The organism is Primorskyibacter sedentarius, assembly GCF_004342065.1.
Lineage (GTDB): Bacteria > Pseudomonadota > Alphaproteobacteria > Rhodobacterales > Rhodobacteraceae > Primorskyibacter > Primorskyibacter sedentarius.
Map to the genome: position 1 here is coordinate 37,520 of NZ_SLZU01000014.1, position 21,556 is coordinate 59,075.

General features: G+C 62.1%; 22 protein-coding genes. 12 read left to right on the top strand and 10 right to left on the bottom strand.

What is annotated here, in order from left to right; genetic code table 11:
- Window positions 1-25: 25 nt before the first annotated feature.
- From EDD52_RS16755 to EDD52_RS16765, 3 genes are read right to left on the bottom strand one after another with little or no spacing between them, the layout of a single operon-like run.
- The gene (locus EDD52_RS16755; protein ID WP_132247084.1) at window positions 26-907 is read right to left on the bottom strand and encodes a carbohydrate ABC transporter permease; all 882 of its coding nucleotides are present in this window, start codon (window positions 905-907) and stop codon (window positions 26-28) included.
- Between the two features lie 13 nt (window positions 908-920).
- Entirely contained in the window at window positions 921-1,916 is a 996-nt protein-coding gene (locus EDD52_RS16760) for an ABC transporter permease (RefSeq protein ID WP_132247086.1), read from the bottom strand.
- Complete coding sequence (locus tag EDD52_RS16765; RefSeq protein WP_132247088.1) at window positions 1,913-3,016, bottom strand: ABC transporter ATP-binding protein; 1,104 nt, start codon at window positions 3,014-3,016, stop codon at window positions 1,913-1,915. The genes EDD52_RS16760 and EDD52_RS16765 overlap by 4 nt, the downstream gene beginning before the upstream one ends.
- 677 nt (window positions 3,017-3,693) lie before the next feature.
- Here EDD52_RS16765 and EDD52_RS16770 point away from each other — a divergent pair.
- Both EDD52_RS16770 and map read left to right on the top strand, forming a co-directional pair.
- Window positions 3,694-4,377: a GntR family transcriptional regulator gene (locus EDD52_RS16770; protein WP_132247090.1), complete on the top strand. Its 684-nt coding sequence runs from the start codon at window positions 3,694-3,696 to the stop codon at window positions 4,375-4,377.
- Window positions 4,378-4,516: 139 nt separating this feature from the next.
- Window positions 4,517-5,335: a type I methionyl aminopeptidase gene (gene map, locus EDD52_RS16775; RefSeq protein ID WP_132247092.1), complete on the top strand. Its 819-nt coding sequence runs from the start codon at window positions 4,517-4,519 to the stop codon at window positions 5,333-5,335.
- A 31-nt stretch (window positions 5,336-5,366) separates the two neighbouring features.
- On the opposite strand, the gene EDD52_RS16780 is transcribed toward map, so the two are convergent.
- From EDD52_RS16780 to EDD52_RS16790, 3 genes are all read right to left on the bottom strand, one after another.
- Window positions 5,367-6,230 carry a DUF2189 domain-containing protein gene (locus EDD52_RS16780; RefSeq protein ID WP_132247094.1) on the bottom strand — a complete coding sequence of 288 codons (864 nt, stop codon included), beginning with the start codon at window positions 6,228-6,230 and terminating at the stop codon, window positions 5,367-5,369.
- 187 nt (window positions 6,231-6,417) lie between these two features.
- A complete protein-coding gene (locus EDD52_RS16785) occupies window positions 6,418-7,386 on the bottom strand; it encodes an MBL fold metallo-hydrolase (RefSeq protein ID WP_132247096.1) in 969 nt (322 codons plus the stop codon).
- Window positions 7,387-7,512: 126 nt separating this feature from the next.
- A complete protein-coding gene (locus EDD52_RS16790) occupies window positions 7,513-8,487 on the bottom strand; it encodes a DUF2125 domain-containing protein (RefSeq protein WP_132247098.1) in 975 nt (324 codons plus the stop codon).
- A 66-nt stretch (window positions 8,488-8,553) separates the two neighbouring features.
- Here EDD52_RS16790 and EDD52_RS16795 point away from each other — a divergent pair, with 66 nt between their 5' ends.
- From EDD52_RS16795 to EDD52_RS16805, 3 genes are all read left to right on the top strand, one after another.
- Entirely contained in the window at window positions 8,554-9,081 is a 528-nt protein-coding gene (locus EDD52_RS16795) for a gamma-glutamylcyclotransferase (protein ID WP_132247100.1), read from the top strand.
- Between the two features lie 77 nt (window positions 9,082-9,158).
- A complete protein-coding gene (locus EDD52_RS16800; RefSeq protein ID WP_132247102.1) occupies window positions 9,159-10,385 on the top strand; it encodes a biopolymer transporter ExbB in 1,227 nt (408 codons plus the stop codon).
- A gap of 3 nt (window positions 10,386-10,388) precedes the next feature.
- Window positions 10,389-13,022 (top strand): peptidoglycan -binding protein, encoded by a 2,634-nt coding sequence (locus tag EDD52_RS16805; RefSeq protein WP_132247104.1) that lies wholly within the window; start codon window positions 10,389-10,391, stop codon window positions 13,020-13,022.
- Between the two features lie 40 nt (window positions 13,023-13,062).
- On the opposite strand, the gene EDD52_RS16810 is transcribed toward EDD52_RS16805, so the two are convergent.
- The gene (locus EDD52_RS16810; RefSeq protein ID WP_132247106.1) at window positions 13,063-13,659 is read right to left on the bottom strand and encodes an FMN-dependent NADH-azoreductase; all 597 of its coding nucleotides are present in this window, start codon (window positions 13,657-13,659) and stop codon (window positions 13,063-13,065) included.
- A gap of 121 nt (window positions 13,660-13,780) precedes the next feature.
- On the opposite strand from EDD52_RS16810, the gene EDD52_RS16815 reads away from it, so the two are divergent.
- Both EDD52_RS16815 and EDD52_RS16820 read left to right on the top strand, forming a co-directional pair.
- Window positions 13,781-14,659: a LysR family transcriptional regulator gene (locus EDD52_RS16815; protein ID WP_132247108.1), complete on the top strand. Its 879-nt coding sequence runs from the start codon at window positions 13,781-13,783 to the stop codon at window positions 14,657-14,659.
- The gene (locus tag EDD52_RS16820; RefSeq protein ID WP_132247110.1) at window positions 14,659-15,558 is read left to right on the top strand and encodes a DMT family transporter; all 900 of its coding nucleotides are present in this window, start codon (window positions 14,659-14,661) and stop codon (window positions 15,556-15,558) included. The genes EDD52_RS16815 and EDD52_RS16820 overlap by 1 nt, the downstream gene beginning before the upstream one ends.
- Window positions 15,559-15,561: 3 nt before the next feature.
- Here the strand turns inward: EDD52_RS16820 and EDD52_RS16825 are convergent, their stop codons facing one another.
- Complete coding sequence (locus EDD52_RS16825) at window positions 15,562-15,897, bottom strand: ArsR/SmtB family transcription factor (RefSeq protein WP_132247212.1); 336 nt, start codon at window positions 15,895-15,897, stop codon at window positions 15,562-15,564.
- A 309-nt stretch (window positions 15,898-16,206) separates the two neighbouring features.
- On the opposite strand from EDD52_RS16825, the gene EDD52_RS16830 reads away from it, so the two are divergent.
- From EDD52_RS16830 to EDD52_RS16850, 5 genes are all read left to right on the top strand, one after another.
- A complete protein-coding gene (locus tag EDD52_RS16830) occupies window positions 16,207-16,548 on the top strand; it encodes an AtpZ/AtpI family protein (RefSeq protein ID WP_132247112.1) in 342 nt (113 codons plus the stop codon).
- Complete coding sequence (locus EDD52_RS16835) at window positions 16,538-17,293, top strand: F0F1 ATP synthase subunit A (protein WP_132247114.1); 756 nt, start codon at window positions 16,538-16,540, stop codon at window positions 17,291-17,293. Before EDD52_RS16830 ends, EDD52_RS16835 begins: the two co-directional genes overlap by 11 nt.
- A gap of 79 nt (window positions 17,294-17,372) precedes the next feature.
- The gene (locus tag EDD52_RS16840) at window positions 17,373-17,597 is read left to right on the top strand and encodes a F0F1 ATP synthase subunit C (protein ID WP_084351458.1); all 225 of its coding nucleotides are present in this window, start codon (window positions 17,373-17,375) and stop codon (window positions 17,595-17,597) included.
- 89 nt (window positions 17,598-17,686) lie between these two features.
- Window positions 17,687-18,256: a F0F1 ATP synthase subunit B' gene (locus tag EDD52_RS16845; protein WP_132247116.1), complete on the top strand. Its 570-nt coding sequence runs from the start codon at window positions 17,687-17,689 to the stop codon at window positions 18,254-18,256.
- A gap of 5 nt (window positions 18,257-18,261) precedes the next feature.
- On the top strand, window positions 18,262-18,822 hold the full coding sequence (locus EDD52_RS16850) for a F0F1 ATP synthase subunit B (RefSeq protein WP_132247118.1): 561 nt from the start codon (window positions 18,262-18,264) through the stop codon (window positions 18,820-18,822).
- Between the two features lie 72 nt (window positions 18,823-18,894).
- On the opposite strand, the gene argE is transcribed toward EDD52_RS16850, so the two are convergent.
- Together argE and EDD52_RS16860 are read right to left on the bottom strand one after the other, a co-directional pair.
- Window positions 18,895-20,055: an acetylornithine deacetylase gene (argE, locus tag EDD52_RS16855; RefSeq protein WP_132247120.1), complete on the bottom strand. Its 1,161-nt coding sequence runs from the start codon at window positions 20,053-20,055 to the stop codon at window positions 18,895-18,897.
- Window positions 20,052-21,248 (bottom strand): M24 family metallopeptidase, encoded by a 1,197-nt coding sequence (locus EDD52_RS16860; protein WP_132247214.1) that lies wholly within the window; start codon window positions 21,246-21,248, stop codon window positions 20,052-20,054. Before EDD52_RS16860 ends, argE begins: the two co-directional genes overlap by 4 nt.
- Window positions 21,249-21,556: the final 308 nt, after the last annotated feature.

The window sequence follows — 21,556 nt, forward strand, 5'->3', positions numbered from 1 at the left end:
ATCCTCCTAGTTGTGCGTATCGTTTTTATTCCTTCACTCCGCCCAGCAAGATTCCCTTGCTGAAGTATTTCTGGAGGAAGGGGTAGATCAGCAGGATCGGGATGATCGAGCAGACGATGATCGCCGCGCTGACGGTTTCGAACGAGTAGGCGGCAGTCAGAAGTGATGTCGCGAATTCCTCGTCATCCGAAAGCTCGGCAATGACTTTGCGCAGGTAGACCTGAAGCGGGATCTTGTCTTCGTCCTGCAGCAGCACCATCGCCCAGAAGAAGCCGTTCCAGCGAGAGACGATGCAGAACAGGGCGACCGTGGCGATGGCCGGTTTCGACAGCGGCACGAACACTTTCCAGAGCACCTGGAATTCGTTGGCTCCGTCCATCCGGGCGGCCTCTTCGAAGGACTGCGGAATGCCCTCGAAGAAGTTGCGCAGCAGGATGATGTTGAAGCCGTTGACCGCGAAGCCGATGATGATGCCGAAGTAGCTGTCCAGCAGGCCAAGATCGCGCATGTTCAGGAAGAACGGGATCAGACCTGCGTTGAACCACATGGTGAAGGCCACCATCAGGTTCCAGAACCGCCGCCCGAACAGCTGTGGCCGTGACAGGGCGTAGGCGCCGGGGATGATGAACACAAGGCTCATCAGGGTGCCGCCGATCGTGTAGATGAACGTGTTGGCGTAGGACGACCAGAACAGCGGTTCGGACAGGACCTGCTTGTAGGCCTCCAGCGTGAAACCGACCGGGGTCAGGATCACATTGCCGGCCCGCGCCTCGAAGCCCGTGCTCATCGACAGCGATGCGATGTAGATGAACGGGTAGAGCGTCGAGAGGGTGAACAGTGCAATCAGCACCATGTTGATGATCACGAAGAGCTTGTCGCCGCGTGAATAGAGATTCATGTTGGTCATGGTCTTCTCTCCCTTACCAAAGCGACGTGCGCGAATAGCGCTTCGAGATCGTGTTCGCCGTCATCACCAGGACAAAGGCCACCACCGCGTTGAACAGGCCCGCCGCTGCGGCAAGGTCGTATTGGCCACCTTGGATACCCTGGCGATAGATGAACGTGTTGACGACGTCGGCAGTCGAGTAGGTTGCCGGCTGGTAGAGCAGGATGATCATCTCAAAGCTGACTTCGAGCATGTTCCCGATCCGGATGATCAGCATGATGATGATCGTGGGCATGATCGACGGCAGCGTGATCTTCCACATCATCTGCCAGCGGGAGGCGCCGTCCACGACCGCACTTTCGTAAAGCGTCGGGGAAACACCGGCGATGGCCGCAAGGTAAACGATCGACTGAAAGCCCGCCTCCTGCCAGATGCCCGTACCCACGAAGATCGGGCGGAACCATTCCGGTTTGGTCAGGAAGTAGATCGGGTCGATCCCGAACCATCCCATCACGGTATTGACGATACCCGCGCTGGGGCTGAAGGCCGTGATGACGATCCCCGCGATGATCACAGAGCTGACGAAGTGCGGCAGGTAAACGATGGTCTGCGCCGTCTTCTTGAATGTCTGCGCCAGGATCTCGTTGAACATCAGCGCCAGCAGGATCGGCATGGGAAAGCCGAAGATCAGGCCGTAGAAGCTGATGATGACAGTGTTCTTGAGGGCCCTGAGGAACTGGTCATTGCCGAACAGCGTCTGGAAATGCTCCAGCCCGACCCATGGGCTGGCGGCAACGCCGCGGAAGATACTGTAATCCTTGAAGGCGATCTGCAGGCCGTACATCGGCTTGTAGAGAAAGACGAGCAACCAGACGACCGTCGGGATGAGCATCACATATAGCTGCCATTCGTTCCGCAAATGGTCGCCGATCCGTTCGATCCGGCTGGCTTTGCGGGTGCGGAGCGCCTCGGACGCTTCGATGACAAGTTCTTCGGTCGATCCGCCGACCTTTGCTTCAAGATCGCTCATGCGACACGCGTCTGGCCGGAAAGGGCCATACCCGTGTTGGCGTCAAAGACCTTGATGAGTTCGGGCTTTGCCGTGAACCCGTTGACCGAATTCAGCTTGGCCATGTTGCCCAGCGTCTCGGTGCGAATGACAAAAGGTTCGCCATCGAGATTCATGTGCAGCAGCGCCTCGGAGCCGAGCGTTTCCACAAGTTCCAGCTCGCAGGACACGCTGCCCGGCGCGGCTTCGGTGACAACTTCGGCATATTCGGGGCGCACACCCACGATGACTTCGCGACCGACGGCATTCTGAAGGCCGGGCAGGGAGGGCAGTGCGATCTGCTGGGTGCCGAACTTGGCCACGGGCGAGGTGTCGCCATCCGCGATCACGGCCTTGACCTGATTCATGGGCGGCGCGCCCAAAAAGCCCGCGACGAAGGAGTTGACGGGGTTGAGGAACAGCTCCATCGGGGTGCCGATCTGTTCAATCCGGCCGGCATTCATGACAACGATCCGGTCGGCCAGCGTCATCGCTTCGACCTGGTCGTGGGTGACGTAAATGCTGGTAACGCCAAGGCGGTTGTGCAGGCGCTTGATCTCGGCCCGCATCTGGGTGCGCAGCTTGGCATCCAGGTTGGACAGGGGTTCGTCGAACAGAAAGACCTTGGGGCGGCGAACGATGGCGCGGCCCATTGCGACACGCTGGCGCTGACCACCCGAAAGGTCGGCAGGCCGACGCTCAAGGTATTTGTCCAGACCAAGGATGCCGCTGACCTCCTTCACGGAGGATTCGATATGCTCTTTGCTTTCCTTGCGGATGCGCAGACCAAAGGCCATGTTTTCGGCCACGTTAAGGTGCGGGTAAAGCGCGTAGTTCTGAAAAACCATCGCAACATCGCGATCCTTGGGGGCGACGCGGTTCATGACGCGCCCGTCGATCGTAAGTGTCCCGTCCGAGATCTCCTCCAACCCCGCGATCATCCGAAGCGTCGTGGACTTGCCGCAGCCGGAAGGGCCGACAAGCACGACGAACTCCTTTTCCTGCACTTCAAGATCAACACCGTGAACAACCTGTACTGCACCATACGCTTTGACGATGCTATCCAGTTTTACGCCTGACATGCATTCTCCCCCGCATTCCAAAAATTGCCTGGAAACCTGATTCGCTAATTTCGATTTCAAAGGAGTATCACGATTTTGCGAAAAGTACCATACTAGTATAAATTCTAGCATACATGTATGGTCAAGCCGACAGTAACGTCCTAGTGTTGCTGTGAAAAAAAATGTGAGGTGCCCGTCATGAGGGTGAACAAGATCAGCATAGCGCCGATCGCAGTTCCGGACGTGCCTTTGGCAAACCCGAGGGGCCTGTGCCCTGCGGGCTTCCTGCGCTCAGCCATTAGCGAGGCGGCTGCGGGCGGATTGGTCAGGCGGGCCCGTGATCTCGACACTCATTCTGCGTGGAAGACGACAAAGGGCGCCCACGCCGACCCGCCATTCCCTGACGCGGCCTTGCTTGCGTCGGCGCGCGGGGCGTTTGCGGGGCTTCATGCGGAGCACCAGCCGGTGACGGTGGCTGCCCATGGCAAAGCCGATGAAATGTCGAGATTTATTCCGGATTTTGAAAGGGAGGTGCACAGATGGTAGGGTTGGTAGGAACAACATTTGGCGCTAAGAGGAGCCGAATTGCGCGCAAACGGCCCGGGCCGAAGAGGATCGGCGCGTCCGAAAGAGAGGGTGATGTGTTCAGAAACAGGAAGAGTTGCAGCCGTCCGTCCCAAAGTTCGAGGGTCTGTTAGATGGCGCCTGTCAGAACGGTAAAGCCACGCGAAACCAGCGTCGACCTTGTGTTCAGTCACCTCTACGACCAGATCGCTTCGCTCAAACTTCTGCCGGGAGACAAGATATCGGAAGCCGAGATTGCGGCGGAATTCGGTGTCAGTCGGCAGCCGGTGCGCGATGCGTTCAACCGGTTGGTCAGCCTTGACCTGCTGGTATCGCGGCCTCAGCGCGCGACGGAGGTGAAGCGGATATCGCTGCGCGAGATCGCCAAGTCCCGGTTCGTGCGCGCGGCTGTCGAGGCCAAGGTGCTGCAACAGGCGGCGGAGCATTGCGATGCAGAGGGCGCCGCAAAGCTGCGTGCGGGCATTGAAGAGCAGGCAAAGACCGTGAAGGCGAACGACTTTGGCGCATTCGGCAAGCTGGACTACAAGTTCCACGAGATGCTGTGCGAAATTGCCCAGGCGGATTTCGCATTCGAGGTGATCGCCGGGGAAAAGGCCAAGGTTGATCGGCTCTGCCTGCTTGGTCTTGCCAAGGGCGACCGGATGCCGGAGCTGCTGGCCGATCACAAGGCCATTGCCGATGCGGTCGAGAAGGGGGATGCGGAGAAGGCCGTCGAGGTCGGAATGCTCCACCTGACGCGGCTGGACGGCACGATCGAGTCTGTCTTCAAGACCAGCGCGCGGTATTTCGACCCGTAGAAATTGCGCCAGACTGCTGAATGAGGCAGCAGGGAAAACCTGTATCTGCGACCGGGGCATTGGGTTTCGGCTGACCTCTGGTCATGCGCCGCCTTAGTGTTTAAGTATACGCGCGGGCAAAACGCGACGGAGCAAGCGGTTGAACAAGGATACACGGGGTCGCCTTACACGGGACGGCATTCGCATACACAATCAGGACGACTTTTCCGGGATGCACAAGGCGGGCGCCTTGGCTGCGCGCATTCTGGATGACGTGGCCGCACTGGTGAAGCCCGGCGTTTCGACCGGCGAGCTGAATGCCTTTATCGAAGAGCAGGTAACTGCGGCCGGCGCGGTTTCCGCCACGATCGGTTACAAGGGTTATCAGCACGGCAGCTGCATCAGCGTGAACCACGTCGTGTGCCACGGGATCCCCGGTGAGAAGCTCTTGAAGGATGGCGATATCCTGAACATCGACGTCACGGTGATCGTTGACGGATGGTTCGGTGATACCAGCCGGATGTATGTTGCAGGCAAGCTGAGCCGCAAGGCCGAACGGCTGATCCAGGTCACGCATGATGCGTTGATGAAGGGGATCGAGGCCGTGAAGCCCGGCAACACCTTTGGCGATATCGGTCACGCGATTCAGGCCTATGTCGAGGCGCACCGCATGAGTGTCGTGCGGGATTTCTGCGGTCACGGGTTGGGGCGGGTGTTTCACGCGCCGCCCAACGTGCTGCATTACGGCCGCCCCGGTACGCGCGAGCGTCTGGAAGAGGGCATGTTTTTCACCATCGAGCCGATGGTGAATCTTGGCCGTCCGGAAACCAAGGTCTTGTCGGATGACTGGACGGCAGTGACGCGGGACAAATCGCTTTCCGCGCAGTTCGAGCATTCGGTCGGGGTGACCGCCACCGGGGCAGAGATCTTTACCCTGTCGCCCGGCGGCTTGTTCCATCCGACCTATACGGCGGGCTGATGCGCCCGCCATATGACGGTGTCGGCGGCTATCAGCCCTCGTAGCTGACCGCCTTGCGATAAAGATGCCAGGTGGCGTGTCCCAGCACCGGCAGGACCACGATCAGCCCCAGAAAGAATGGCAGGCTGCCGAGCGCCAGCAGGATCGCGACTGTCAGGCCCCAGGCGGCAACCGCCAGCGGGTTGCGACGGCACACGGCGACAGAGGTCATCACCGCCACCGGCAGGCCGACCTCGCGGTCGACGATCATCGGAAAGCTCGTCAGGCTGACCACCAGTGCGACAACTGCAAAGATGAAGCCCACCCCGAAGCCAAGGGCGATCATCGCCCAGCCGGCTTGTGTTGTCAGCACGTCGGACAGGAACGCAGCGGCGGACACCGGCGCCGCCGGGCCCAGCGTCACGTCATAGATCACCACGGCCGCATTGAGCCACAGCACGAACAGACCCAGCAGATAGGCGCCAAGCGTAAGAACCCGCCCCATCAGGCTTGACCGAAACAGCGAGAGCACATCGCTCCAACGTGCATCCTGCCCGGCCTCGCGGCGGCGGCTGAGCTCGTAAAGACCGACGCCAACGACCGGACCCAGCAGCGCGAACCCGGCGGCCATCGGGAACACCATCGGCATGAGGACGCGGTCAAAGGCCATATAGGCCAAAGCCAGCCCGATCAGGGGATAGATCCCCATCAGAAACACCACGTCGCTGCGGAAATGGGTGAAATCGTTGAAACCTGCGCGCAGGGCCGACCGTATGTCGGTAACCGTGATCGAGCGCACAACAGGGCGCGCATTTTGCTGGCCGCCGATGGTTTCTGCAGCGTGGCCAAGGCTGCGCCCAGTGCCGCTTAGCAGCTTGGCTGCCCAGCTCAGGGGATTTCCGATTGTATGCGCCATGTGTGATCTCCTCTTTGTCGAAAAAAGAGAGCCGAAGGCGCGGTCCTGCCCGCATCGGGCAAGGCTGGGGCCGCGTCGGCCCTGACCTAAGGGAAAGTCTAGCAGATCGTCGGGCGAATGTCTGTCACGATCAAGCGAGCCATCACCGAAAGCGGGGCGTGTCGATGCGCATGCGGGCCGATTGCGGTCAGAACTGCCAGAGCGCGGGAATGAACCGGTAGCTGTCGCCCTCGTGCAGGATGTGCCCGACACCGGGGAAGGGGAAGTGGTATCCCAGCACCGCCATCCTGTCCGCTGCGGCCATGTCCAGCAGGTGCCGGCGCGTGGCGACGGTCGTCTCTCCGTCCATGTCGAAACTGTTGTACCAGTCGGGATGGGCAAAGTTCATATAGGCATGGGTCATGCTGTCGCCCAAAGCGATGAGCTGTTTGCCACCGCTCTCGACCACCACGCTCATATGGCCGGGCGTGTGGCCGGGCGTGTCGATGACGCGGATACCGGGGGCGATCTGCTGGTCATGCGCGGCAAGCGTCCAGTCCAGCCCCTCTGCGGTGAGGGAGTTGACGGCACCAAGCACGAATTGCTGCATCTCTGCGGGGACCTGATTCACAAGGTCGTCCTGCATCCAATAGGCATGCTCTGCCCCGCCGATAATGAATTCGGCGTTGGGCAGGATCGGCTCGTCAAAATCGTCGCGGATGCCCCAGATGTGATCGGGATGGGCGTGGGTGATGACGACATGGGTGATGGCGTCCGGATCGATCCCGGCGGCCTCCATCGTGGTCATCAACCGTCCGGCGGTATCCAGAAAACGATGGCCAGAGCCGACATCGACAAGGACGCGCGCCTCTCCCAGCTCCACATAGAGGTGATTGGTGTGAGAGTAGTTTTCTTCGGACGACAGAAAGTGCTTTTCCAGAAAGGCGCGCCGCTGCGCGTCGTCCGTATTGACGCCCAGCCCGGCCGCCGGTGTTGTGAAAAACCCGTCTGACAGGACGGTGATGCGCGCCTCGCCCAAGGTGAAGTTGAAATGGCCCGGATTGCCAAGCGTCGGCGCGCCAAGCTGCGCCCGCGCCATTGATGCAGGCAAGACAAGGCCCGGCATGGCGGCGGCCATCTGGAACAGGTCACGGCGGCTGGGGCGGTAAAGCGGCATGATATCCTCCCATTCATATCATTGAATGCATGATGGCACGGCAGGGGCCCGTCGCCAAGTGGGGATGGGTCGGGCCTTCGTGATCTGCTGAGCGCCCTTGCCGGAAAGCAAGGGACGGGCGCCCGTTCAGGGGATCTGCGGCGCCGGACCCAATGGGATCATCCCAAGCCATGTCCGGCCCCGCTTGAAATCGAGCGTCAGGTCGAGCGTTTCGGCGTTCCCGGAAAGACCGGCCGCCAGATCAAGCGCCTGTTCGAGCGTCGCAGCGACGCTTCCGGGCAGCGTGCCGGTTGTCGCGGACAGCTTGAGCATTTCGCGCCAGTTGACCGCCCGAAGGGTCGTGCGTCCGTCAAGATTGCCAGCTGCGGTAACGTCGGCCGCGCCCGCAAGTTTCAGCTCCAGCCCGCCCCAGATCGCCTCTGCCAGACGCAGATCCAGCCGGGTCGGGCGGGGCGTGGCGGTTTCCAGCGCGGCACGGCTGAGCGGGGCATCCAAATCCACGGTCAGATCCGCCCGCAGCGCCGAAAGGCTTTCCGGCAGGGGAAAATCCGCCGGGCGCGCGCCTCCGGGGACGTAGCCATCCGCAGCGCTGGTCAAACGGTAGCTTTGCGGCCCGGACTGTGCCAGCGCCACGTTCAGCGCCGACATCGCGGCAGATCCGTCAACGGACGCCAGATTCAGCACTTCGGCCTCGAAATTCGCTCGGGTGAGGGTCATTTCATCGTTCGGCTCATATATCACGCTGGCCCGCATACGGTCGCTGTCGATCACCCATTCCCTGCCCGCAAGTGTGAGCGTCTGGCTGTGGGGCCAGACAAAGATCGCATGGCCGGGTTTGTAGCTGAGCATCAGGATCTGGAAGATGGGAGCCTGCCAGACAGTGCCGCTTTGCGGGTCAGCGAGGACAAGCCCCGTGACCGTGGTGTCAAGGCGGTTGGGAAAGCCGCGCAGTTCGAGGCTGTCATACTCGGCGGCCCATCCATCGGCGCGCCGTTCCTCGAACCATGCTTCCAGTGCGGCCTCGTGCCGGTTCGCGGCATAGAACCACCACGCCGACCACCCCAGCGCCGCCACGATCACCGCGATTGCCAGATGTTTCACTGCCATCCCCTTTTCACCCTGTCGCGAATGGTGTTTACAGCGCCCGAGATACAAGGACCAGACGACATGACACTATGGGTCTTCGCCTACGGATCGCTGCTGTGGAACCCCGGTTTCGACGTTGTGCAGCAGGAACCTGCCAGCCTGCCCGGCTATGCCCGCAGCTTCTGCATGCGCTCGATCCATCATCGCGGGACGGAAGAGGCGCCGGGATTGGTACTCGCGCTGGATGAAACGCCCGGCGCGGCGTGTTCGGGTGTCGCGTTGCAGGCTGGCGGCGATCACGACGAGGTGCTGGCCTATCTGCGCGAACGCGAACTGGTATCCTCGGCCTATCTTGAAAAGATGCTGGAGGTGGACCTGCGAAGCGGGGAACGCGTCACCGCCGTCACATACGTGATTGATCCCGACCATGTTCAATATTGCGGTGCGCTGCCGCTGGAAGAGCAGGCCCAGATCATTTCGCGCGCGCATGGCGGGCGCGGGCCGAACAGCGAATATCTTTTCAACACTGCCCGACATCTGGACGAGATCGGCGTTCGCGATGCAGAACTGCAATGGCTGTCGGATCGCGTCAGGTCACTTTGTGGATAACCGCTTGGCTTGCCGCTGCATCCGCTCTACGGTCGGGCCGTTAAAAACGTTGTAGAACAATGGCAGGAAACGTCCGAATGGAGCAGCCGGACCTCGAGGCCCAGGCACATTTCTCGCAGCCTGTCCGGCAAGTGATCCTGATGCTTCTGGTGCTTGTGCTGACCGGGGCGGGCGCCTTTCTGGCATTGCCGCGGGTTTTGCCGGTCTTTCAATCCAACCCATATCTGAACGGGTTCATCCTGTTTGTCTTTGGTCTGGGCGTGCTGGCGTGTTTCTGGCAGGTCGGTCAGCTGATCAATTCGGTGCGCTGGATCGAAGAATTCGTGACCGAGCGCGAGACGCGCAAAGCCCCGCTTTTGCTGGCGCCTCTGGCGACGCTGCTGCGGATGCGGGGGCGGCGGATGCAGATCACCACCACCTCCACCCGGTCCATCCTTGATTCCGTGGCAACCCGCATTGACGAGGCGCGCGAAATCACGCGCTACATCGTCAGCCTGCTGATTTTTCTTGGCCTTCTGGGGACGTTCTACGGCCTTGCAACCACGGTTCCGGCGCTGGTCGACACGATCCGCAGCCTTGCCCCGCAGGAAAACGAAGCCGGGGTAGAGGTGTTTTCGCGCCTGATGAGCGGGCTCGAGGCGCAGTTGGGCGGCATGGGCGTGGCTTTTGCCTCGTCGCTGCTGGGCCTCGCGGGGTCGCTGGTCGTGGGTCTGCTGGAACTTTTTGCAGGTCACGGGCAGAACCGGTTCTACCGCGAGCTGGAAGAATGGCTGTCCTCCATCACCCGGCTGGGCTTCACGGCCGGCGAAAGCGAACATGGCGGCGAGCCCTCTGGTGGGGCCTATGCGCTGGATCAGGTCGCCGATCATTTGCAGACCATGCAAGAGCTGATGGCCGCCTCGCAGGAGGGGCAGCAGGACACCGAGGACAAGCTCGCAAAGCTTGTGGACGCGGTAGAGCGCATGAGCAGCAAGGTCGAAACCTCCAGCCCCGCCGCGGGTGCGCTTTTGCGTGTCGCGGAAGGGCAGGAAAGACTGGTCGAGACGTTGCACGCGCAGGGTGTCAGCGAAGGGCTGGACGCCGAAAGCCGGATGCGGCTGCGGTCGATCGACGTGCAGATGCTGCGCATCCTCGAAGAGATCGCGGCCGGGCGGCAGGAAAGCATGCAGGAACTGCGCACCGACCTTGCCTCCATCGGACGGACGTTGCAGCAGCTTGTGCCGCCCAGCCGGGCACAGAGGCGGGCGCGTTTCCGGCCGACAGAGCCGCTGCCCAAGACCCATCCCGACGAGGGGGAGAGCTGACCCATGGCCTTGTCGCGTCGCACCGGACAAAGGTTTCAGGCCTCTATCTGGCCGGGATTTGTCGATGCGATGACCGGGCTGCTTCTGGTTTTGATGTTCGTCCTGACCATCTTCATGGTCGTGCAATTCGTGCTTCGGGAAACCATCACCGGCCAGGAAACAGAGCTGGATACCCTTTCCACCGAAGTGGCGGAACTGGCCCGCGCGCTGGGGTTGGAGCAAAGCGAAACGCGCAGGCTTCAGCAGGATCTGGGGGAACTGACCGCCACGCTGACCGATACCGAAACGCGCGCCAGCCAGCAGGAGGCGCTGATCGCCTCCTTGACGTCCCAGCGGGCGGCGCAGGACGCGGCGCTGTCAGAGGCGCGCAACCGGATTTCAAGCTTCGAGGCGCAGGTGGCCTCGCTGATCGCGTCGCGGGATGATGCATTGGCCAATGTTGCGCAGCTGGAAAGCGGTCGCGCCGCGTTGGAGGCCGAACGCGCAGAGCTGTTGAGCGCGCAGGAGGCGCTGAACCTCGCGCTGGCTTCGGCACGAAGCGAGATCGACACACAGACCGAGGAGGCACGGCTGGCGGCGGCACGGCGTGATGCCCTGCAGGCGCTGGTGGCTGATCTGCGCGCCTGGAATGCAGAAGCGACGGAGGCCAACGCCGCGCTGATCGCGCAGGCGGAAGAGCTTCAGGCGACGCTGTCCGATGAAGAGGCGCAAAGGCTGGCAGATGCGGCAGCGGCCGAAGTGCTGCGAGAGCGGCTTCAGAACGCCGATGCAGAGCTTAGCGCGATGACACTTGCGCTGGAACAGGAGCGCCAGAAGGCTGAAGACACGCTGACACTTCTGGCAGCCGCGCGCGAGGCGGAGGAGGATCTGAATGTCCGCCTTGCCGCAGCCCTTCTGGAGGGAGAGGAAACCGCCACCCGTCTGCAGGCGCAGATCGACGCCCAGTCCGAAACGCAATCCGCGATCGCGGCGGAAACCGCCCGCGCCGCAGAGCTGGAGGCCCGTGCCGCCGATGCCGAGGCCCGGCTGGAAGAAGCGCGCAGCGCCCTTGCATCCGCGCAGGACGAAAGGGCCGAGGCGCGTTCTCGGCTGACGGAGTTGCAGACCGCACTTGCAGAGGCGCTCTTGCAAGCCGATGGCGCGCAGGAAGGTTTGCAGCGTCTGGGAGAGGTCGAGGCCGCAAACCGGCGTCTTATGGCCGAGATGGAGGCCATGACCGAACGGGATACGCGCCGCGACGCGGTGGTCGGCGATTTGCGCGCCCGGATCGCAGAGGCGGAAGCCGCGCTGGCAACCGAACGCCAGACAGCGCTTGACCAGAACGCCGCTCAGGCCGCGCAGGCCGAAGAGATACAGGGGCGTCTGGCGGATGCGCTGGCCCGGCTTGAAGCCGCCACCCGCGACGTAGAGGCCCAGACCGCGCGTGCCGCAGAGGCCGAAGCCGCACGCGATACCGCCCTGGCAGAACGGCAGGCTTCGGCCGCCGAATTGGTCCAGACGAGCGAGGCATTGGAGCGGGCCAAGGCGGATCTGGCCGCGCTGCGCGACGGGCGCAACAGCACAGAGGCAGAGCTTCTGGCCGAGAAGGCAGAACTTGAGGCCGCGTTGGCGCAGGCGCTGGACAGTGCCGCGACCATCAAGACACAGCTGGATGAAACGCAGGCCGCGCTGACCCGCGCGCAGGCGGATGCGTTGGCGCGGGCGGAGGATGTGGCAGATGACAAGCGGTCGCTGGAACAGCGTCTGGCCGCTGCCCTTGCCGCCAAGCTGAGTGAAGAGCAAAGCGCCGCCGAAACCCGCGAAAAACTGGCAGCTGCGCTTGCAGAAAAGCGCGCCGCGGAAGAGACGCTGAGCGCCGAGTTGAGCGAAGCAGAGAGCCGTGCGCGCCTTCTGGCCACCGCCCGGCAAGAGCTGGCCGAAGAACAGCAACGTTCGACCGAATCCGCGCGCCGGACAGAGGCGCTGACGCGGCAGGTCAGCGCGCTGCGCGAGCAGCTTGGCCAGTTGCAGGCGATCATCGACGATTCCAAGGAGCGCGATACGGCCGCACAGGTGCAGATCGAGAACCTCGGATCAGAGCTTAACACCGCGCTGGCGCGTGCAGCGGCAGAGCAGAAACGCCGCGCGGAGCTGGAAGCCGCCGAACGCGCGCGGCTGGAGGCAGAGGCCAAGAACCTTGAACGCTACCGCTCCGAATTCTTTGGACGTCTGCGCGAACTGCTCGACAATACCGAAGGCGTCCGGATCGAGGGCGACCGGTTCGTCTTTTCGTCGGAAGTGCTGTTTGCGTTCGGCAAGGCGGACCTGTCAGCCTCCGGTCAGCAGGAGATCGCGAAGGTTGCCGAGATCCTGCGCGGTGTTGCGGACCAGATCCCTGAAAACATCGACTGGGTGATCCGCGTCGATGGGCATACCGATGATGTCCCGCTTCGTCCCGGTGCGGCCTTTGCCGACAACTGGGAGCTTAGCCAGGCGCGGGCCCTGTCGGTGGTGAAATACATGATCGATGTGCAGGGCATCCCGCCGGATCGGCTCGCCGCCAACGGGTTCGGTCAGTATCAGCCGGTGGTAAACGAAAGCACCGAGGAGGCGCGGGCGCGCAATCGCCGGATCGAGATGAAGCTGACCGAGAAATAGGGCGCCCCAAGGCCAACGGCCCCGGAACGCCCCAGACGTGTCAGGCGGCGATCTTCGCCACGCCGTCATTCGCGGCCTTGATCGAGCTTGCCGGGTCGATCGCATAGTGATCGGAGGCCACGAACTGGACATCCGTGATGCCGAAAAAGCCCAGCATCTGGCGGACGTATCCCGACGCAAAGTCAATATCAGAGCCAAACCGCGTGCCGTTCGAGCTGTAGGCCACGATGGCGCGGGTGTTCTCGACCAGTCCCACAGGGCCGGTTTCGGTATATTTGAATGTCTCGCCAGCGCGGGCCAGCTGATCAAACCAGGTTTTCAACTGCGCAGGTGCTGCGAAGTTATAGACGGGAAGGCCAATCACCACCGTGTCAGCGGCCTTGAGTTCGGCGATGAGACTGTCCGACAGCGCGACCGTGCGGGCTTGCTCGGCCGTGCGCTCTGCTGCGGGGGTCGAGATCGCGCCGATCCAGTGGCCGTCCGTGGCGGGCAGCGGGTCTGCCCCAAGGTCCCGGCTGGTGACTTCGGCGCCCGGATGCGCTTGTGTCAGGCGGGACAGAATGTCGTCAGTCAGTTGCCGGGAGATAGAGCCTTCGGGCTTGATGCTGGAGTCGATACGCAGAATTCGGTGAGCCATCGTATATCCTTTACAAGAAGATCAGCGTTGCACCGAGTATTTGAATATTGCAAAAACAAACTCAATCGCACCAAACGCGCAGACCTTGTGGGATTCTGCACAGGCGTAAAGAGGAAATAACGTGGACAATTGGGACGAGATCCGAACAGCCTATCAGGTTGCGCGACTGGGCACGGTGAGCGGGGCGGCAGATGTGCTGGGCGTGCATCATGCCACTGTGATCCGGCATATCGACGCGTTGGAGGCCCGAATAGGCGTCAAACTGTTCCAGCGCCACGCGCGCGGCTACACCGCGACAGAGGCGGGCCAGGACCTTGCCCGCGTGGCACAGGCGACAGATGATCAGCTGAGCCAGCTCGCAGGCCGGATCAAGGGGCGCGGAGAGGAAGTGTCAGGCGAGCTTGTCGTGACCTCTCTCGTCGGGTTTTCAGAATTGATGGCGCCGCTGGTCGGCGAATTTCAGGAACAGTTCCCCGATGTCACCGTGCGCTACCTGACCGGCGAACGGCTGTTCCGGCTGGAATATGGCGAGGCGCATGTGGCCGTGCGGGCAGGGCGGGCGCCCGACCAGCCCGATAACGTCGTGCAGCCGTTCTTTTCGGTGAATGTCGCTCTGGTTGCCAGCCGGCGCTATGTCGAACAGCATGGCAAGCCGTCTGGCCCGGAGGATTTCGCGGGGCATCGTTTCGTAGGGTTCGACAATCTGGACATCCGGGCGGCGTTTCAACAGTGGCTGATGCAGTATGTGACGCCCGATCAGGTCGTTTTCCGGTCCAACGAGAAACGCGCGCTGGACGGGGCGGTGCGCGCTGGCATCGGCATCGGGTTCCTTGATACGAAAGCGGTTGAAACGGATGACGAGCTTGTCGAGATCCTGCCCCCGCGTGACGAATGGGCGACGGCGCTTTGGCTGGTCACCCATGTCGATCTGCACCGGACAGCCAAGGTTCAGGCCTTCCTGCGCCATTTGAAGGACTATGCCGCGAGCCTTCAGGGGTGATGACGCCGACCGCACAGGGGCATTTGGCGATGCTGGCCTTTTCGGCGCTGGTCGCGGGATCGTTTTCTTTGGGCAGCATGGTCGCGAACGAGATTGATCCTGCCGCCCTGACCGCCGTCCGGTTCCTTATCGCCGGCCTGGCCATCGGCGCGATTGCCTACGCCACGGGGGGTATCCCGCGCGAGGCGACACGGGCGCCCTGGCGGTACCTCGTGCTGGGCGGGCTTTTCGCTACGTATTTCGTGCTGATGTTCGAAGGGCTGAAGACCGCCTCCCCCGTCAGCGCAGCCGCCGTATTCACGCTCAACCCGTTGATGACAGCCGGGTTTGCGTGGCTGTTGCTTCGGCAGGTGACGACGCCGCGCATGGGCGTCGCGCTGAGCATCGGTGCCGTGGGCGCGCTATGGGTCGTGTTCCGAGCCGATCTTGGGAGGCTCCTTGCGCTCCAGGTTGGTTGGGGAGAGATGATCTACTTTGTCGGATGCATTGCCCACGCCCTTTACGCGCCGATGGTGCGGCTGCTCAATCGCGGAGAATCCGCGATAATCTTTTCGTTGGGGACGATCATCGCGGGCTTTCTGCTGGTCGGCGGCTGGGCCCTGCCAGCGATCTTGCGGACCGATTGGCTGGCCCTGTCCTGGCTGGTGTGGTTCACGATCTTTTACGTGGCGCTTGCCGCCAGCGCGATCACCTTCGTGCTGCTGCAATTCTCGACCCTGCGGCTGCCTTCGGCCAAAGTGCTGGCCTATACCTACCTTACGCCAAGCTGGGTGCTTTTATGGGAGCTGGCGCTTGGCAATGGCGTGCCGCCCCTGCTGATCCTGTGCGGCGTGGGAATGACGGTGGTGGCGCTGATCCTGCTGCTGAAAGACGAAGAGGCAAAGGTGCAGGCGGCCTGAAGGTCAGGTCGTTTCCTCGCCATCCAGCTCGTTGGCCAAAAACCGTTCGAACGCATCAAGGTTGACCGGCTCGAACTGGCCAAATCCCTGCATCCAGACGCTGGCCTCGCGCAGCGCATCGGGTTCCAGCTTGCACCATTTGACCCGGCCGCGCTTCTCCTGGCTGATCAGTCCTGCACGGGTCAGAATGGCCAGATGTTTGGAAATTGCGGCGAGGCTGATCTCGAACGGTTCGGCGACATCGGTCACGGCCATGTCGTCTTCGAGCAGCAGCGACAGGATCGCGCGACGGGTGGGGTCGGCAAGCGCCGCAAAGACGGTATCAAGATCGGTTCCCATCTGCGCATAAGCCGCCATAGCCCGACCCGCGTCAAGGCCGGGCCAGCCGCTGCCTGCCGGATGACACACGGGCGCAGCGGCGTCCGGCACAAACAGGCCCTTTGATGTCACTCAACCAAATGGTTGAATAAGACCAGAGGTGGGAATCCGGCCAGCAGCGGCCTGCGACAGGGTGTCCGCGCCCATCCCGTCGGCGAAAATATCATTTTGAATCAGTTGACTAATCGGCGTTCCGCGCATCGCCATGCGCGCTTGACTCAGTGCCCCTGCCGACATAGCAACATCGCAACCGAATGAAGGGGCAAAGGTGTGACCGATCCCGATCCTAAACGGCGTCTGGCCGAGCTGGAAAAGCGGATCGAGGCGGCAAAATCCGCCAAGACATCGAAGCCTCATCAGGAAGAGCACTACAGTCAGGCGAACTTGGCCTGGCGCATGGTGATCGAACTTGTAGCCGGTCTTGGGATCGGTTTCGGCATCGGGTACGGGCTGGACCATCTGTTTGGGACCATGCCGTTCCTCATGGTGCTGTTCATAATGCTGGGCTTTGCCGCGGGCGTGAAGACGATGCTTCGCACCGCGCAAGAGTTTCAGAAGGACAACGTGGCCGAACAGGCCCGCGACGACGAGAGGATAGAGGATGGCGACTGAAGCGCACGGCGAAGAGGGCGGCCTTGTTTTCCACCCGATGGATCAGTTCATCGTCAAGCCGCTGTTCGGCGATGGTGGCGTGGGCATGTTCACCATCACCAATGTCACGCTCTGGATGGCGCTCGCAGTCCTGGCGATTGTCGGCCTGATGGTTCTGGCAACCTCGCGCCGCGGTGTGATCCCGTCGCGCGGCCAGTCGATTGCAGAGCTTGCCTACGGCTTCGTCTACAAGATGGTCGAGGATGTTGCCGGCAAGGACGGCGTCAAGTTCTTCCCGTACATCATGACCCTGTTCATGTTCATCGTGACCGCGAACTTCCTTGGCCTTCTGCCGCTGGCCTTCACCACGACATCGCATTTCGCCGTCACCGGCGTGCTGGCGCTGCTGGTCTTCTTCACCGTGACCATCGTGGGCTTCGTCAAGCATGGCACCAAGTTCCTGGGCCTCTTCTGGGTCAGCTCGGCCCCGCTGGCCCTGCGTCCGATCCTGGCGATCATCGAGGTGATTTCCTACTTCGTTCGCCCGGTCAGCCACTCCATTCGTCTTGGCGGCAACCTGATGGCCGGCCACGCGGTGGTGAAAGTGTTCGCAGGCTTCGCCGCGATCGCAGTTGTCAGCCCGCTATCCGTGGTTGCCATCACTGCGATGTACGGTCTGGAACTGCTCGTGGCCTTCATTCAGGCCTACGTGTTCACGATCCTGACCTGCGTGTACCTCAAGGATGCATTGCACCCGTCTCACTAAGACCGTGGCGGCGGGACAGTCCCGCCCCACGCCCGACACACCTACAAGAACTCAACTTCCAATCGTAAGGAGAATTCACATGGAAGGCGATCTCGCACACATCGGCGCAGGCCTGGCAGCAATCGGTTCCGGCGCAGCCGCTATCGGTGTTGGTAACGTTGCTGGCAACTTCCTGTCCGGCGCCCTGCGCAACCCGTCGGCAGCTGCCGGCCAGACAGCGACCCTGTTCATCGGTATCGCATTCGCAGAAGCCCTGGGGATCTTCTCGTTCCTCGTCGCTCTGCTGCTGATGTTCGCCGTCTAAGCCGCACGGAATCTGATCCTTACGGACGGGCGGAGCCACCAGGCGTGGTCCGCCCGTTGTAGCGAAAATTCCGACGGAGGAACGGTGACATGGCAACCGAAACGCATGAGGCCGTAGGCGAGGGCCTTGCGGACGCCACCGGGGTTGCGGCGCATGGCGCCGATGCCGCTCCGGGGATGCCGCAACTCGACTTCTCGACCTTCAGCAACCAGATCTTCTGGCTGCTTGTTACGCTGGTCGTAATCTACTTTGTCCTCTCGCGCATTGCGTTGCCTCGCATTGCTGCGGTTCTGGCCGAACGCCAGGGGGCAATCACGAATGACCTTACCGCGGCGGAGGACCTGAAACGTCAGGCCGTCGAGGCAGAGGAAGCCTATAACAAGGCTCTGGCCGATGCCCGCGCCGAGGCGCAGAAGATCGTGGCCGAAGCCAAGGGCGAAATTCAGGCAGAGCTGGACGTGCAAATCGCCAAGGCCGATGCCGAGATCGCAGCCAAGGCCGCCGAGTCGGAAAAGGCAATCGCCGAAATCCGCGCCACGGCGATGCAAAACGTCGAGATTGTCGCGAAGGATACCGCGGCAGAGATCGTACGTGCCTTGGGTGGCAAAGCCGATACGGCCACTGTCGAGGCTGCCGTCAACAGCCGGATCAAGGGGTAAGAGACATGCGCAAGCTGACACTGACTGCCCTTCTGGGATTGGCCGCTGCACCGGCACACGCCGCCACCGGCCCGTTCTTCTCGCTTCACAACACCGACTTCGTTGTTCTGCTGGCCTTCCTGCTGTTCCTTGTCGTGCTGGTGTACTTCAAGGTTCCGGGGATGATAGGCAGCATGCTGGACAAGCGTGCCGAAGGCATCCGCGACGATCTGGACGAAGCGCGCGCGCTGCGCGAAGAAGCACAGACCCTGCTGGCCTCGTACGAGCGCAAACAGCGCGAAGTTCAGGATCAAGCGGACCGCATCGTTGCGCATGCTCGTACTGAGGCAGAGCTTGCCGCGGAACAGGCCAAGGTCGATCTGGAGAAATCCATCGCCCGTCGTCTTCAAGGCGCCGAGGAGCAGATCGCATCTGCACAATCCGCGGCAGTCAAGGAAGTGCGCGACAAGGCTGTGAGCGTGGCCATTGCCGCCTCGCGTGACGTGATCGCGAAACAGATGAGCCAGTCCGACAGCTCGTCCCTGATTGACGATGCCATCAAGGTTGTTGGTCAGAAACTGCACTGAGCACCCCGCCTTGCGGAACAATTTACTCAAAGGCCCGGCATCGCGTCGGGCCTTTTTGCATGTGAGGGGCTCTCAGGCGGCGCAGCTTTGGCCTAGCCGTTCCAGCATGGTCAGACATTGCGACAGCTGGTCCAACGCCACAAATTCGTCCGGCTTGTGGGCCTGCGCAATGGACCCCGGACCACATACAACCACCGACATTCCGAGGCTTTGAAACAGCCCCGCTTCGGTCCCGAACGGGACGACATCTGCACTGTTGGCGCCGGTCAGCTCGGCTATCAGGTGCCGTGCCGCGTTATCCTTCACCGGATGGAGGCCGACGACCTCGCCGATGGTTTCGGTCGTGATATCCGCCTCCGGCCAGATCCGGCGCATCTCGGGCAGCAATTCGGTCGCAACCAGATCTTCGAGCGCGCCTTTGATATGCCGGGCATCCGCGTCCTGAACGGGCCGCATTTCCCAGTCCAGCTCTGCCTTGCCGGGTATGACGTTATGGGCGACGCCGCCTGCGAGCCTTCCGACATTGACCGTGGTCCAGGGCGGGTTGAAACGGCTGGCCGCCGGGGCGCGGGATTTCATCTCTTCGGCCAGTTGCATCAGCCGGTTCACGTAGCGCACGGCATAGAGCACGGCGTTGACGCCAAGATCCGGGGCAGAGCCATGCCCCTCCAGCCCGGTGAAGCGGGTGGTATATTCACAGCAGCCCTTATGCCCCTCGATCACGCCCATCATCGTCGGCTCGCCCACGATTGCGACAGAGGGGCGGGCGTCACGGTCGCGCAGCGCGTCGACCAGCGACTGGGCGCCAAGACATCCGACTTCTTCGTCATGGGTGAAGGCAAAATGGATGGGACGGCGCAGATTGCGAGAGGTGAAAGACGGGGCCAGCGCCAGTGTCGCCGCGATGAACCCCTTCATGTCGCAGGCGCCGCGCCCGTAAAGGCGCGCATCCTCCTCCCACATCTGCCAGGGATCGCGGCTCCAGTCCTGATCGGTCACGGGCACCACGTCGGAATGGCCCGACAGCATGACGCCGCCGTCGATCTCTGGCCCAAGCGAGGCAAAAAGATTGCATTTGCGCCCCGTCGCGTCGTGTATCAGGTCCACCCGCGCTCCGTGGGCGTCCAGCAGGTCGGCGATATAGCCCATCATGTCGAGGTTCGGATCGGCCGAAACGGTTGGGAAGGCGATGAGGTCGCGCAGAATGTCGCGGGTCCGGTTGAGATGGGTCATGGCTTGACGTAGAGCTTGCGCGGCCGGTTGCAGAATGTCTCTGCCGGTCCGTCCTCTCGGATCAGAATCGACTCGGTGATCTCGAGCCCCCAATCCTCCATCCAGAGCCCCGGCATGAAGTGGAAGGTCATGCCCGGTTGCAACACGGTCTGATCTTCGGCGCGCAAAGAGATCGTGCGCTCCCCCCAGTCGGGCGGGTAGCTGAGGCCGATGGGATAGCCGCAACGGGCGCTGCGCGCGATCCCTGCACGTTCCAGTGGGGCTGCGAGCGCCGCCGCGATATCGCAGGCACGGGCGCCTGCGCGGGCCACATCCAATCCCGCCTCCAGCCCCTCGACAAGCGCCGCCTCTGCGCGCAGGATCGTATCGTCGGGTTTGCCCAGAAAGATCGTCCGGCACAGCGGCGCGTGATAGCGGCGATAGCAGCCGGAAATTTCAAAGAACGTGGCCTCACCCGTCGAAAAAGGGCGCCCATCCCATGTCAGATGCGGTGCGGCGGCATCGGTGCCAGAGGGCAGGAGCGGCACGATGGCCGGGTAGTCGCCCCAGTGCCCGTCAACGCCCTGCAGCGCATCGACATAGACCTGCGCCACGACCTCGTTCTTCGGGATGCCCGGCTCTACACGTTCCATCAGACCATCGACGATCTTTTCCGAGATCATGGCGGCACGGCGCATGAACAGGATTTCTTCGTCGGATTTTGCGCCCCGCTGCCAGTTCACCAGCGCCGTTGCATCCTTCAGCACCGCGTTCGGAAGGGCCGCCGTCAGCGCGGCATGGGCCTTGGCCGAGTAATAGTAATTCTCCATCTCGACCCCAAGCCGGGCAGTGTCCAGCCCGATATAGGCGAGCCGCTCTGCCAGATCCTGCATCGGATGGCATTCGGTGGATTGCACGAAACTGTCGGCGTAGCCCCAGACGCAGTCATCGGCCATCCAAACCGTGCGCACGGCACCGTTGCTGTCCTGCAGCCTGCCCCACCAGATGGGATCTGCATCATGCTGAATGATGACACCCTGATGCACGTAAAAGGACCAGCCGTCATAGCCGGTCAGCCACGCCATATTCGACGGGTCGGTCACCAAAAGGGCCTCCAGCCCCGCCCGCTCCATCGCCGCCCGGGTGGCTGCCAGACGGCGACCGTATTCCTCTGCGGTGAAGGGGAGATCCTTGTGGAAGCGGTGAAAGGTCATTGCGGTGTCCATCATCAAGAGCTTCCACGAAGTCTGCCGCAGGGGGGAAGGGGCTGGGACATCCAAATGCGACATACTGGCGGTTAAATTCGCGTTCCGTGTCAAAAATTGTGCAATTGCGCGCGTAAGACGGATGCATTCGACATCGAATTGAGCATTCCGGGTCCAAAAATTGAACGATGAGGGTGATTCTCGGGGGAATTGGAGTCTGCGATCGGATTGCCGCGGCGGAAGTTTCTTCCTCCTGTGCCGCATTTCACCGCGAAGGGCATGGTTTTTGAGTCGTTTTGCCTATGGTGGACACATGC